Source organism: Streptomyces sp. YIM 130001, assembly GCF_003574445.1.
In the GTDB taxonomy this organism is placed as follows: domain Bacteria; phylum Actinomycetota; class Actinomycetes; order Streptomycetales; family Streptomycetaceae; genus Streptomyces.
The window spans coordinates 69,557-82,996 of the sequence record NZ_KZ984557.1 but is presented as its reverse complement, the minus strand read 5'-3'; the positions used below and the strand labels follow the sequence as shown (position 1 = coordinate 82,996).

Annotated in this window: 11 protein-coding genes; 3 read left to right on the top strand and 8 right to left on the bottom strand. The window is 70.9% G+C overall.

Going from position 1 to position 13,440, the window contains the following annotated elements; genetic code table 11:
* Positions 1–78: 78 nt before the first annotated feature.
* From pfkB to DSC45_RS18975, 3 genes are all read right to left on the bottom strand, one after another.
* A complete protein-coding gene (gene pfkB / locus DSC45_RS18985) occupies positions 79–1,026 on the bottom strand; it encodes a 1-phosphofructokinase (protein ID WP_119292517.1) in 948 nt (315 codons plus the stop codon).
* Positions 1,027–1,122: 96 nt separating this feature from the next.
* Positions 1,123–1,884 carry a DeoR/GlpR family DNA-binding transcription regulator gene (locus DSC45_RS18980; RefSeq protein ID WP_119292515.1) on the bottom strand — a complete coding sequence of 254 codons (762 nt, stop codon included), beginning with the start codon at positions 1,882–1,884 and terminating at the stop codon, positions 1,123–1,125.
* Positions 1,885–2,046: 162 nt separating this feature from the next.
* Positions 2,047–3,627, bottom strand: coding sequence for an MFS transporter (locus DSC45_RS18975; RefSeq protein ID WP_119292513.1), 1,581 nt, complete (start codon positions 3,625–3,627; stop codon positions 2,047–2,049).
* A gap of 61 nt (positions 3,628–3,688) precedes the next feature.
* Here DSC45_RS18975 and DSC45_RS18970 point away from each other — a divergent pair, with 61 nt between their 5' ends.
* Positions 3,689–4,681, top strand: coding sequence for a helix-turn-helix transcriptional regulator (locus tag DSC45_RS18970; RefSeq protein WP_119292511.1), 993 nt, complete (start codon positions 3,689–3,691; stop codon positions 4,679–4,681).
* 272 nt (positions 4,682–4,953) lie between these two features.
* On the opposite strand, the gene DSC45_RS18965 is transcribed toward DSC45_RS18970, so the two are convergent.
* Positions 4,954–5,988, bottom strand: a complete 1,035-nt coding sequence (locus DSC45_RS18965; RefSeq protein ID WP_119292510.1) for a sigma-70 family RNA polymerase sigma factor — start codon at positions 5,986–5,988, stop codon at positions 4,954–4,956.
* Between the two features lie 704 nt (positions 5,989–6,692).
* The gene (locus DSC45_RS18960; RefSeq protein ID WP_162929279.1) at positions 6,693–7,490 is read right to left on the bottom strand and encodes a dioxygenase family protein; all 798 of its coding nucleotides are present in this window, start codon (positions 7,488–7,490) and stop codon (positions 6,693–6,695) included.
* Positions 7,491–7,624: 134 nt separating this feature from the next.
* Here DSC45_RS18960 and DSC45_RS18955 point away from each other — a divergent pair, with 134 nt between their 5' ends.
* Entirely contained in the window at positions 7,625–8,125 is a 501-nt protein-coding gene (locus tag DSC45_RS18955; RefSeq protein ID WP_119292508.1) for a MarR family winged helix-turn-helix transcriptional regulator, read from the top strand.
* 30 nt (positions 8,126–8,155) lie between these two features.
* On the opposite strand, the gene DSC45_RS18950 is transcribed toward DSC45_RS18955, so the two are convergent.
* Together DSC45_RS18950 and DSC45_RS18945 are read right to left on the bottom strand one after the other, a co-directional pair.
* Entirely contained in the window at positions 8,156–9,721 is a 1,566-nt protein-coding gene (locus DSC45_RS18950; protein ID WP_119292506.1) for an MFS transporter, read from the bottom strand.
* 163 nt (positions 9,722–9,884) lie between these two features.
* Positions 9,885–10,541 (bottom strand): TetR/AcrR family transcriptional regulator, encoded by a 657-nt coding sequence (locus DSC45_RS18945; protein ID WP_119292504.1) that lies wholly within the window; start codon positions 10,539–10,541, stop codon positions 9,885–9,887.
* 335 nt (positions 10,542–10,876) lie between these two features.
* Between DSC45_RS18945 and DSC45_RS18940 the strand changes: the two genes are divergently transcribed.
* Positions 10,877–12,157: a M6 family metalloprotease domain-containing protein gene (locus tag DSC45_RS18940; protein ID WP_119292503.1), complete on the top strand. Its 1,281-nt coding sequence runs from the start codon at positions 10,877–10,879 to the stop codon at positions 12,155–12,157.
* 19 nt (positions 12,158–12,176) lie between these two features.
* On the opposite strand, the gene DSC45_RS18935 is transcribed toward DSC45_RS18940, so the two are convergent.
* Positions 12,177–13,196, bottom strand: coding sequence for a LacI family DNA-binding transcriptional regulator (locus DSC45_RS18935; RefSeq protein WP_119292501.1), 1,020 nt, complete (start codon positions 13,194–13,196; stop codon positions 12,177–12,179).
* Positions 13,197–13,440: the final 244 nt, after the last annotated feature.

Below are 13,440 nucleotides of genomic sequence, written 5' to 3'. Positions count from 1 at the left end.
GGGCGGTGTGAGGACCGGGGTACGGGGACACGGGGGTGTCCGGAATCGAGGGGGTCTGCGGGACGGCGGACGCGGCGGTCATACGGCCGGCTCGGTGAGAGGGCGGTCCATGGGGACCTGCGAGGTCACGGTGACCGCGTCCGGCACCAGGTCCGCCGGGGTCGGCATCACGCTGCCGGGCAGTTGCACGGCAGCGGCGCCGTGGGCGACCGCGGCGGCAAGCGCCTGCGGTCCCGCGCCGCCGGCCGCCAGGAACCCGGCGAGCGACGCGTCTCCGGCACCGACGTTGCTGCGCACGGAGGTCACCGGTGCGCTCGCGAAGTGCACGCCGGAGGCGTCGACGAGGAGTTGGCCGTCCGCGCCGAGGCTGGCGAGCACGGAGCGCGCGCCCAACTCACGCAGTTCCTCGGCCGCCTTCACGGCGTCACCGACGGTGGACAGCGGGCGGCCCACCGCCTCGGCGAGTTCTTCGGCGTTCGGCTTGACGACGTCCGGGCGCTCGGCGAGGGCGGCGAGCAGTGCCGGGCCCGAGGTGTCGAGGGCGATACGGGCGCCGGCCTCATGGGCGCGGGCCACCAGGGCGGCGTACCAGGCGGGGTCGAGGCCGCGCGGGAGGCTGCCGCAGCAGGCGACCCAGTCGGCGTCGACCGAACCGGCGCCGACCGCGGCGAGCAGCGACTCGGCCTCGGCGTCGGAGAGTTCGGGCCCCGGCGCGTTGATCTTCGTGAGGGTTCCGTCGGGTTCGGCGACCGAGATGTTGGACCGGGTGTGGCCGGCCACCGGTACCGGCACGGCGACGATGCCCTGGTCCCGCAGAAGCGTGGCGACGAGCTCGCCCGGTACGCCGCCGAGCGGGAGTACGGCAAGGGTGGCGACGCCGGCGGCGGAGACGGCGCGAGAGACGTTGACGCCCTTGCCGCCGGGGTCCATGCGCTCGCCGGTGGCCCGGACGACCTCACCCCGGTCGAGGGCGGGTACCTCGTAGGTGCGGTCGAGGGACGGGTTCGGGGTGACGGTGAGAATCATGCGGCTACTGCTTCCGGTGGTGCGGGTCGGTCCTGCCGTACGGGGGTGGGGCGCCGACGGAGTCCGGGGTACGGGGCGGGCGGGGCGGCCGCGGGGCTACACCCGCAGCACCTCCGTACCGTCGCGTTCGATCGCCTCCGCCTCCGCCTGGCCGAGGCCGGTGTCGGTGATCAGCAGGTCCACGTCGGTGAGGGAGCCGAAGCGGGCGAAGTGCTCCTGGCCGTGCTTGGCCGAGTCGGCGAGCAGGACGACGCGGCGGGCCGCATGGGCGGCGGCCCGTTTGACGGCGGCCTCGGCGAGGTCGGGGGTGGTGAGACCGGCGGCGGTGGAGAAGCCGTTGGCCGCGAGGAAGGCGACGTCGGCGCGGATCTCGCCGTAGGAACGCAGGGCCCAGGCGTCGACGGCCGCCCGGGTCCGGTGGCGGACGCGGCCGCCGATGAGGTGGAGCTGGATGCCGGGGTGGTCGGCGAGCCGGGCGGCGACAGGCAGGCCGTGGGTCACGACGGTGAGCGCCGATTCGAGGGGAAGTGCGGCGGCGAGGCGGGCCACCGTCGTACCGGCGTCGAGGATGACGCTGCCCTCGGCGGGCAGCTCGGCCACGGCCGCGCGGGCGATGCGGTCCTTCTCGTCGGCGGAGGTGGACTCGCGCTCGGTGAGGTCGGGCTCGAAGTCGAGGACTCCGGCCGGGATGGCGCCGCCGTGCACGCGGCGGACGAGGCCGGCGCGGTCGAGCGCCTTGAGGTCGCGCCGGATGGTCTCGGCGGTGACCTGGAACTCCTCGGCGAGGGAAAGGACGTCCACGCGGCCGCCGTCACGCGCGAGGCGGAGGATCTCCTGCTGGCGCTCCGGTGCGTACATGTGGTTTCAGCTCCGCTTCGTGCCCGAACATGTGGTTTCACTCCCCAAGGTACGACCGGATTTCCGAGAAGTAAACACATTCGGGCATCACGCAGACAGAAACAGAAACTCGCCCGGCGCTCGCGTGCCTGTTCTTCACGCGAGCGCCGGGCGAGGTCGAAGTCACCCTTGCCGCGTCAGTACCTGCACCTTCTCCCCCGCCTCATGGCCGCCCTCGCCCTCCACTCCGCGAGCACCACCGGCGACGTCCCCGCCGGCCGCCTCGCCGCCACCCTCCACATGCTGCGCGGCCCGCCCCGGCAACGCGAACATCACCAGGAAGATCACCCCGAGCACCCCGGCCACCCAGCCGAGCGCGTTCTCGAAGGCGGACACGAATGCCGGTCCTACGGCAGCAGGCGCCAGGGGCTCGTCGATCACCCCGAAGAACACCACCGACACCAGGCCGAGCCCGAGGGCGTTGCCCATCTGCATGGTCGTGTTGACCAGGCCGGAGGCCGATCCGGAGTGCTCGCGCGGTACGTCGGAGAGCACCGCGTCGGTCAGCGGCGCCACGATCAGGCCCATCCCGACACCCATCACGAGCAGCGGCGCGACCATCTGCCAGGACGAGATCCCGGCGCCGTAGTGCCCGGCCTCCCAGAGGTAGAGCAGCACGCCGGACGCCATGATCAGTGCCCCGGCCTGCAGCACCTTGCGGCCGAAGCGAGGGACGAGCTTCTGCACGGAGATCCCGGCCGCCGCCGAGACCGCGACGGAGAACGGAACCCCGGTGAGCCCCGCGTGCAGCGCGCTCCAGCCCAGCCCGTACTGCAGGTAGAGCGTCCACACCAGGAAGAAGATGCCGAGCGCGACACCGAAGGTCAGTTGCACGGCGATACCGGCGCGGAAGCTCCTGACCCGGAAGAGCGACAGCTCGATGAGCGGCGACCCGTCCCGCACCGCCTTCCGCTTCTCGTACGCCACGAGTACGGCGAGGACGGCCAGGGCGCCGGCCATCAGCGCGTACCCCCACAGCGGCCAGTCCAGCTCACGGCCGCGCGTCAGCGGATAGAAGAGCATCAGCAGGGCGACGGTGACGAGCGCCACTCCGACGAGGTCCAGGCGCAGGGCCTTCGGGGCGCGGGATTCCAGGATGTACTTGCGGCCGAGGATCAGGGCCGCGATACCGACGGGCAGGTTGATCAGGAAGATCGGACGCCAGCCGAGGCCGAAGAGGTCTCCCTCGGTGAGCAGTGCGCCGAGCAGTGGTCCGGAGACCGCGCCGAGTCCGACGATGGCGCCGAACAGGCCGAATACCTTGCCCCGTTCGTGCGCCGGGAAGGTGGCGTGCACGATCGACAGGACCTGCGGGACCATCAGCGCCGCGGTGGCGCCCTGCAGGATCCGGGAGGCGACGAGCATCTCCGGGTTGCCGGCGAAGCCGCAGAGCGCGGAGGCGGCGGTGAAGCCCGCGACGCCGATCAGGAAGACCCGTTTACGGCCGTGGATGTCGCCGAGCCGACCGCCGGTGATCAGACCGGCGGCGAACGCCAGCGCGTATCCCGCGGTGATCCACTGGATCTGGCCGAACGAGGCGCCGGTGTCCCGTTGGATCGACGGGATCGCGATGTTGACGATCGTGACGTCGACGAGGTCCATGAAGGCCGCGGTCATCACGATGGCGAGGGCGAACCAGCGGCGCCGGTCCGAGGGCGGCGACGCGTTCCCGGCAGCAGGTGCGTGAGCGGTACGAGAGGTCATGTCCGAAAGCTAGAAGCCATATAGGCCAGGGTGTGTCCTCCTTCTGCGCCACTCTGGGGGCATGACGATCGACACCCCGGCACGGCTCCTTCAGCTCCTCTCCCTGCTGCAGACTCCGCGCGAATGGCCCGGCGGCGAGCTCGCCGGACGGCTCGGTGTCTCCCGGCGCACGGTCCGCCGCGACGTGGACCGACTGCGCGAACTCGGCTATCCGGTCCAGGCCACGATGGGCGTCGAGGGCGGCTACCGCCTGGTCGCGGGCAAGGCGATGCCGCCCCTGGTGCTCGACGACGAGGAGGCGGTGGCGATCGCCGTCGGTCTGCGCGCGGGCGCCGGTCATGCGGTGGAGGGCGTCGAGGAGGCGTCCGTACGGGCGCTCGCGAAGCTCGAGCAGGTGCTGCCGTCACGGCTGCGGCACCGCGTCTCGACGCTCCAGGCGGCGACGATTCCACTCACCGGCGGCGACGGATCGACGATCGCTCCGGAGACCCTCACGGTCCTCGCCTCGGCGTGCAGCGGTCACGAACGGCTGCGGTTCGGCTACCGCGCCGGCGACGGCACCGATTCCCGGCGCCTGGTCGAGCCGTACCGCCTGGTCGCGACGGGGCGCCGCTGGTACCTGGTGGCGTACGACCTGGAGCGCGAGGACTGGCGGACCTTCCGGGTGGACCGGGTCGCGGACCCCTTCGCGACGGGCGCGCGGTTCGCGCCGCGGGAGGTGCCGGGCGGTGACGCTGCGGAGTACACGCGCCGTTCGATGCAGCGTCAGCAGGCGTCGTACGAGATCGATGTGACGTTCGCGGCGCCGGCGGACGTGGTGGCGGCGCGGATCCCGGCGGCGATCGGGGTGCCGGAACCGGTGGACGCGGACACCTGCCGGCTGCGCGCGTCGGCGGGCGACGCGATCGAATGGCTGACGCTTCGGCTCACCCTGGTCGGCGTCGACTTCACGGTGCACGCGCCGAGCGAACTCATCGCCCACATCGAGGAGTTGGGCGGCCGCCTGCAACGGGCGGTGCCACCCCGGCCCGACGTCACCTCGAGCCCGTCCTGACGATCCACCGTCGCGGCCGCCGCACGCGGTCCACCAGCAGGAAACCTCCCGCGCTCGACGCGGCCGGCGTTCCGGCGTCATCGGCGCGCCGGAGCACGTCCTGGCGACGTACTGACGCGGACAGGCGATCGCCGGAGCGCCGTACGACGTCGAGGGTCCGGCAGCCGCCCGCGGCCGGCACACGGTCAACGGCCGTTCCCGAACAAGGGAGAGCCCCGGCGCCGGGGGGGGTGGGCACCGGGACTCGGCTCTATGGCGGGGCGATCGCCGGACTACGCCGCGGCGTCGAACCCCGTGTCACGGGCCAGACGCTTCAGCTCGAGCAGCGCATGCTTCTCGATCTGCCGGATCCGCTCCCGGGTCAGGCCGTGCTCCTTGCCGACCTCGGTGAGGGTCCGCTCGCGGCCGTCCTCTATGCCGTACCGCATCTTGATGATCGACGCGGTGCGGTGGTCGAGGCGCCCGATGAGGTCGTCGAGCTCCTCGCTGCGCAGCAGCGTGAGCACGGACTGCTCGGGCGAAACGGCCGAGGTGTCCTCGAGGAGGTCACCGAACTGGGTCTCGCCCTCGTCGTCCACCGACATGTTCAACGACACCGGGTCGCGGGCCCAGTCGAGGACGTCCGCCACGCGCTCCGGCTTGGCGCCGAGCTCTGCGGCGATCTCCGTGTGCTCGGGGTCGCGGCCGTGCTCGCGGTTGAACTCGCGCTGGACGCGGCGGATCCGGCCCAGCTCCTCGACGAGGTGGACGGGGAGGCGGATGGTGCGCGACTGATCGGCGATCGAGCGGGTGATGGCCTGCCGGATCCACCAGGTCGCGTATGTCGAGAACTTGAAGCCCTTGCGGTAGTCGAACTTCTCGACCGCGCGGACCAGGCCGGCGTTCCCCTCCTGGATCAGATCGAGCAGGGGGAGGCCGCTGCGCGGGTACCGGCGGGCCACCGCGACGACCAGGCGGAGGTTGGACCGGATGAAGATGTCCTTGGCCCGCTCGGAGTCGGCGATGAGCGCCTCGAGCTCCTCGGGAGTGGCGCCCTCGGCGGACTTGCTCGGCTCTTCCAGCGTCTCGTCGAGTATCTGCCGGGCGTACACACCGGCCTCGATGATCTGCGACAGCTCGACCTCCCTGGCGGCGTCGAGCAGCGGGGTACGCGCGATCTCGTCGAGATACATCCCGACCAGGTCGCGGTCGGCGATCTCACCGGTCGAGGCGCGAACCCTGCTTGTCGCGTCGTTCCTACCCCCGCCGCCGAGGGACGAGGTGCCCTCTGTGGCGGACTTGCGACGGGCGACGGCACGGGTTGCCATGCGTGCTCCCTTGCGTATCGAGGTCTCTCCGCTCACGGAACGGAGAGCGGGCGGGGCCGGCTGTGACTGAACTGTCCGGATTGGCTCACCCTGCTCGGGTAATCCGCATCCGATGGAAACAACGACTGGAATCCGGACAGAATTCCCATGGCACCCATCAATTCTCGGAATCTTGCAGTACCCTGTGCCGCCGCACTCCGTGAGTCGGACATCCTGGCCCATAACGCTGCAGGTCAGGACGGGTACAGCGGGGACCACGGGGCCATTTTGGACATCTCTCACTCCGTCGTGAACGAGACGGCCATCACACCCGACGCGCGGACCGGGTCGCAGTGCCCGCTCTGTCTCACGAACACCCCACGCCCCCATAACGCTGGACGCCGCGCTGCCGTTCCCCGGTCGGGGACGACCGCGCCACCGGCCGTCGGCCGACACCGTCTCGTCCCTGCAGAAGGACGAGTACAGGCACCTTGTGGTTGCCACCGCCGGGCGGGTTCCCGAACGAGGCTCACGCAACCACCCCGAAGCGGGCGTCCACGCGCGGAATCGCTCCTACCTCACTCCCCCGCGTGAACCGATCACGGAATTCTTTCGTCCACCCGTGCGGGCTCCGTACGGTCCTGGTGTCGCTCGAGTCGCAGGCCGACCGCCCGTACATACGGGGGCGGCGGCCACGGACCGGAGCGCCGAGAGAGGGCAGGACCTCAGCCGAACTGCACCGAGCGCTTGGCGAGGCCCATCCAGAAGCCGTCGATGACCGGGCGGTGCGTGTCGAGTTCACCGGTGGCGTCCGCCGCGCCCAGGGTGACGAAGAGGGGGGCGAAGTGTTCGGTTCGCGGATGGGCGAGCAGACCGGCCGGGGACCGGTGGGCGAAGTCGAGCAGCCCGTCGACGTCTCCGGCCGCGAGCGCCTCACCGCCCCACACGTCGAACTCGACCGACCAGGACGGGATTCCACCCTGGCGCAGCGCGGCCAGATTGTGGGTGAAGAAGCCGCTGCCGACAATCAGGACGCCCTCGTCGCGCAGCGGTGCGAGCCTGCGTCCGACGTCCATGAGGCGCTGCGGGTCGAGCGTGGGCAGCGAGATCTGAAGTACGGGGACGTCGGCGTCGGGGTACATCTCGACGAGCGGGACATACGCGCCGTGGTCGAGCCCGCGATCCGGCACGTCCTGCACCGGCATCCCGGCGTCGCTGAGCAACTTCCGTACGGACTCGGCCAGTCGGGGCGCTCCGGGCGCCGCATAGGTCACCCCGTAGTAGTGCTCGGGGAAGCCCCAGAAGTCGTATACGAGCGGGAGGGTCTCGGTCGCACCGAGGGCGAGCGGCGCCTCCTCCCAGTGCGCGGAGACCATCAGGATCGCGGTGGGGCGCGGCAGATCGGCGGACCAGGCGGCGAGCTGGCCGGGCCACAGGGCGTCGTCGGCGAGCGGTGGGGCGCCGTGGCTGAGGTAGAGGGCGGGCATCCGCTCACCGGCTGCGCGCTCCTGGGTGGCATTCATGTCGACTCCCGCCTGCACTCTTACTCGGACGTATGCGAATCCAGTGACTTGCTTGAATCTTCAAGTTCCGTCTGAGCATACTCGGTCCTGCCGTTTCGTTCAAGTTTCAAGAAGCTCTTCGTACAGTGGGAGACATGACCAAGCACAACGAGGACCCGCGCTGGCTCAACGACGAGGAACGGCGCACCTGGCTGGCCTATCTGCACGCCAGCACGCTCCTCGAGGACCATCTCGACCGGCAGTTGCAGCGCGACGCCAAGATGCCGCACGTGTACTACGGACTCCTTGTCCACCTGTCCCAGGCGCCCCGCCGCACGATGCGTATGACGGAGCTGGCCAGGAACGCCAAGATCACCCGGTCCCGGCTCTCGCACGCGATCGCCCGCCTGGAGAAGTCGGGCTGGGTCCGCCGCGAGGACTGCCCCTCCGACAAGCGCGGGCAGAACGCGATCCTCACCGACGAGGGCATGGACGTCCTCAAGGGCGCGGCGCCGGGCCATGTGGCGGCGGTGCGCCAGGCGATCTTCGACCGGCTCAGCCCCGAACAGCAGAAGTCCCTCGGCGAGATCATGCAGATCGTCGCCGAGGGACTGCAGCCGGCCGAGGCCGGTGCGGATCTGCCCTGGCTGCGCTGACGGGCCGCGCCGCGCGACCAGGGCCGTGGATCAGTGCGCCACGACGGGCACCTTGACCTCGTCCACGGCGCCCTCGCCGTCCGCCACCGAGCCCGTGACCTGGCCCGAGCCGCCCTGGTGGCCGGCGTTTACGAAGGTCAGGGCGATGGCGGAGGCAACCGCGAGGATGCCGACGGCCCACCAGATCGCGCTGCTGTAGCCGTCCACCATCGCCTGCGCCTGCAGGAGCTTCTGCGCCGCCGGTGTGGTGGCGTCGGCCGCGTTCGCGGTGAGGTAGGCGGTGGTCGCGGAGGCCGCGACGGTGTTCAGGAGGGCGGTGCCGATGGCGCCGCCGACCTGCTGCGAGGTGTTGACCATCGCGGAGGCGACGCCAGCGTCCCGCGCCTCGACACCGTGCGTGGCAAGGGACATGGCCGGCATGAAGGCCGTACCGAGACCGAGGCCGAGCAGCAGCAGCGCCGGCAGGACCAGGGTGGCGTACGAGGAGTCGACCTTCATCTGCGTGAGCAGCAGCATGCCGAGCGCGCCGACCAGGAATCCGGGGCCCATCAGGAGCCGCGGCGGGATGCGGGTCATCAGACGGGCGCCGATCTGCGTCGAGCCCGTGATCATGCCCGCGACCATCGGCAGGAAGGCGAAGCCGGTCTCGACCGGCGAGTAGCCCTTCACGATCTGCAGGTAGTAGGTCAGGAAGAGGAAGACGCCGAACATGCCGATGACCGCGAGGCCCAGCGACAGGTACACGCCGCCACGGTTGCGGTCGGTCAGTACGCGCAGCGGGAGCAGCGGCGACTTGACCCGCGACTCGACGACGATGAAGGAGAGCAGCAGTACGGCCGAGGCGACGAACATGCCGATGGTGACGCTGTCCGACCAGCCTTCGGACTCGGCACGGGTGAATCCGTAGACCAGGGCGACCAGGCCGAGGGTGGAGAGGATGACGCCGGGTATGTCGAGCGTCGAGCGGTTGCGCGAGCCGGCCGGCTCACGGATGACGAAGTAGGCACCGGCGGCGGCGATGACCGCGAACGGCACGTTGACGAAGAACGTCCAGCGCCAGTCCAGGTACTCGGTGAGGAAGCCGCCGAGGATCAGGCCCACGGCGCCACCGCCACCGGCGATCGCACCGTAGATACCGAAGGCCTTGGCCCGCTCCTTGGCCTCGGTGAACATGACCGCGAGCAGCGAGAGCGCGGCCGGGGCGAGCAGCGCGCCGAACACACCCTGCAGGGCGCGGGCGCCGAGCATCATCGCCTCGCCGGTGGCGGCACCGCCGAGCGCGGAGGCCGCGGCGAAGCCGACCAGGCCGGTGACGAAGGTGCGCTTACGGCCCCACAGGTCGGCGATCCGGCCACCGAAGAGAAGCAGTCCACCGAAGGCGAGCGCGTAGGCGGTGATGACCCACTGGCGGTTGCCGTCGGAGATGCCCAGGTCCTGCTGGGCGGAGGGCAGCGCGATGTTCACGATGGTCGCGTCGAGGACGACCATCAGCTGGGCGAGAGCGATGAAGACGAGCGCCTTCCAGCGCCTGGGATCGGGCTCGGCCGCCGGAGGCCTGGACAGGGCCTGGGACGGGTTCGGGGATGTTTCTGACATGGGGGTACCCACCTCGGTACGTCGTCGCATGAAAAATCGTGAGAAATCGGCTTGACAAGGGATGCGGGTTCCCCCGTGATCCCGAGCACGCGGGCGTCACTGACCGCGGTGGCCGTTGGCTTGGGTCCGCCACTGGGGCGGGCGCGTGAGGGTCTCGGTCAGGTCAGGCGTCGCGCCTGAGGTCCTCCAGAGTGGCCGGGGCGCCGGGCAGCGCGGAGGGCGCGGGCGCCCGCAGCCCGTCGAGGAAGAGCTGCAGATGGCGATGGACGAATCGGTCGATGCCCGGACACCCGAGGCCGGGCAGTGGCCGCGTGAGCTGGGAGAGCGCGACCATGAGGTCGCCGACGGCGACATCGGACCGCAGCTGACCGGCCGCGCGGGCCTGCTCCATCAGTTCCTCGACCATCCCCTCGAGACGCATCCGGGCCTCGTCGAGGTCCGGGTGGTCGCGGTGGTGCTGCTCGAAGTCGCCGGCGAGCATCGGGCACAGCGCGCCGATCCGCTCGTCGGCCGCCGCGTGCACGAAGGTGCCGAGCGCCTCGAAAGCGTCGGACTCCGCGGCGAGCGCCCGTTCGGCCTGGACCGACGCGCGATCCATCACCGTGCAGACGACTTCCCTGATGAGTTCCCCGCGGTCCGCGAAGTGCCGGTAGAGCGTGGCGTTGCCGACCTCCGCGCGGCGGGCGATCTCGTCGAGCGGGACCTCGGGGCCGAGCTCGACGAACACCTCACGCGCGGCGGCCACGATGCGCTCCCGGTTGCGCAGGGCGTCGGCCCGCGGGCGGGGGACCTTGCGCGTGCGTTCGGTTGCGGTGACCACTTGAGGCTCTCCTGACGACTGGTGCGGGCCGGCCGTGTACCGGCCGACGGTCCGCCGGCTGACCGACCGGCCGACCGGGTCGATCCGACGGACCGACCTATGCGGGGAATCCGTCCCCGTTTCACGAGGACACCCATGCAAACGGGGAGACCTTCCCCAGTTATTTCGGGGGTTCCTGTGACCTGACTCACACACCGGCGGAGGCCGCCCCTCGATCGGTCGCACTCAGCGAGCGCTCCGACACGCCGAGGCACAGGGTGATCGACAAGGGGGATCGATCGACCTGTGAGAGCAGCCGCGTGCGTTCCGGCTGCCGCGAACCGGAAGGGCACCGCATGCAGCTGTCCCCCCGCTGGATACCCAGGCCCCGACGCCGCACGGCGTTCGCCGCGGCCATAGCCCTCACCCTCTCGGTGAGCCTTTCGGCCAGCGCAGGACAGCTGCTCCCCGACGCACACACCGCGGCAGGCCCGATAGCCGCCGCCCGCGCCACCGCCCTCGGCCCGTGCATGATCAGCGGCACGATGGGCGTCCAGATGTCCGAGGGCGTGCCCACGGCACCCGGCTACTCCCGGTCCACCGGCGAGGTCCGCGCCCTCAACCTGATGATCGACTTCTCCGACGCACGGGGCGAGGGCTCCGCGACGGACCGGCTCGGCGAGTTCTTCCCGCAGACGCAGAAATGGTTCCGCACCAGTTCGTACGGCCGGCTCGACTACCGGCCCGAGGCGCCGATCAAGGACTGGCTGCGGATGCCGCTGTCGTTCGCCGAGTACGGGATAGAACGCGGCGCCCCCTTCGACCCGGGATACCGGCGCCTCGTCGAGGACATCGTGCAGGCCGCCGACCCGAAGGTGGACTTCCGCCGGTACGACCTGGTCAACATCCTGATGACGCCGAACGCCGGCCCCTCGGCGCTGGACACCGTCCTGTCGGTGACGTTCGCCGGCAACCACGAGGCCCCGGTCGCCGACGGCGTGCCGGTCTCCAACGCCTCGTTCGTATACAGCCGCCAGGACGACGGCTCGGGCTCGTACCGCGAGACCGGCTACCGCGTACTGCCGCACGAGAACGGCCATGTCTTCGGGCTGCCCGACCTCTACACCGCCGACGGCGGCGGCGCGGTCGGCCACTGGGACATCATGAGCGAGGACTGGGGCGCCAACAACGACCTGCTCGGCTGGCACAAGTGGAAGCTGGGCTGGCTCGACGACCAGCAGATCAGCTGCGCCGCGACCCCGGGCACCACCGAGCACGTCCTGGAGCCGCTGCCCACCGAGGGCGGCACCAAGATCGCCTTCGTGCCGCTCAGCGAACGCACCGGCATCGCGGCCGAGGTGCGCATACCCGGCGGCAACGACGAGGCGGTGTGCAAGCCCGGCGTCCTGGTCTACCGCGTCGACGCCGACGTCGACACCGGCCAGGGGCCCGTCGAGGTCTCCGACTCGACCAAGGACAGCGGGGGTTGCACCCGTCGGCCCAACGTCCACGCCGAGCTCTCGGACGCCCCGTACTCCCCCGGCGAGACGTACACGGACAAGAAGACCGGCGTGCGGATCACCGTCGCCTCTGCCTCGCAGGACGGCACCTACCGGGTGCGTGTGACCCGGCCCTGAGCCGGTACGGTCGCTCGCCTCAGCTCGACCGCAGCGCCGCGGTCGAGCCGCGCACCACGAGCTCCGGCATGAACACGAACTCGGTGTGCGGCGCCGGTTCCCCGTCGACCTCCTCGAGCAGCGCGCGCACCGCGGCCTGCCCCATCGACTGCACCGGCTGCCGGATGGTGGTCAGCGGCGGGTCGGTGAAGGCGATCAACTGCGAGTCGTCGAAGCCCACCACGGAGACGTCACCGGGTACGTTGAGGCCGCGCCGGCGCACGGCACGCACCGCGCCCAGCGCCATCATGTCGCTCGCGCACACCACCGCCGTGCAGCCGCGGTCGAGGAGTACGCCCGCCGCGGCCTGGCCGCCCTCGAGCGTGAACAGCGAGTGCTGGACGAACTGTTCGGAGTCCTTCGGGCCGATGCCGAGGATGCTCTGGAGGCTCTGCCGGAAGCCCTCCACCTTGCGCAAGACCGGCACGAATCTTGCAGGGCCCACGGCAAGGCCGATGCGGGTGTGGCCGAGGGCGGCCAGATGCTTGACGGCCAGCTCCATCGCGGCCCGGTCGTCGGGCGAGACGAAGGGTGCCTTCACCTTCGACGAGAAGCCGTTGATCATCACGTGCGGTACGCCGAGGCCGCGCAGCCGGTCGTAGCGGCGGGTGTCGGCGGTGGTGTCCGCGTGCAGTCCGGAGACGAAGATGATGCCGCAGACACCGCGGTCCACCAGCATCTCGGTGAGCTCGTCCTCGGTGGAGCCGCCGGGGGTCTGGGTGGCGAGCACCGGGGTGTAACCCTGCCTGGTCAGCGCCTGGCCGATGACCTGGGCGAGGGCGGGGAAGATCGGGTTGTCCAGCTCCGGCGTGATGAGTCCGACGAGTCCGGCGCTGCGCCTGCGGAGCCTGACCGGGCGTTCGTAGCCGAGCACGTCGAGCGCGGCCAGGACTGACTCGCGGGTGGCCGCGGCCACACCGGGCTTGCCGTTGAGCACGCGGCTGACTGTGGCTTCGCTGACCCCCGCCTGCGCTGCGATGTCGGCGAGCCGCGCGGTCACAGGACCGGACCCTACCGGCCGGGGACCGTATTGCCCACCACTCGGAACGGGACCGCCGGGCGGCCGGAGACGCGGCTTGTCCGTTCTGCCGGACTTCCGGGCAGGCACCGCCCCAACAAGTCTTGCAGAAAGTTCCCGCAAGGTCTTTCCGACTTCTTGCATCCTTGTTACGTTCCTGCGGAACCCGGCACCGCGACGCAGCGGTCGGTAGGAGGCGTCGTACGCCCCCGAGTCGTTCCGGGCA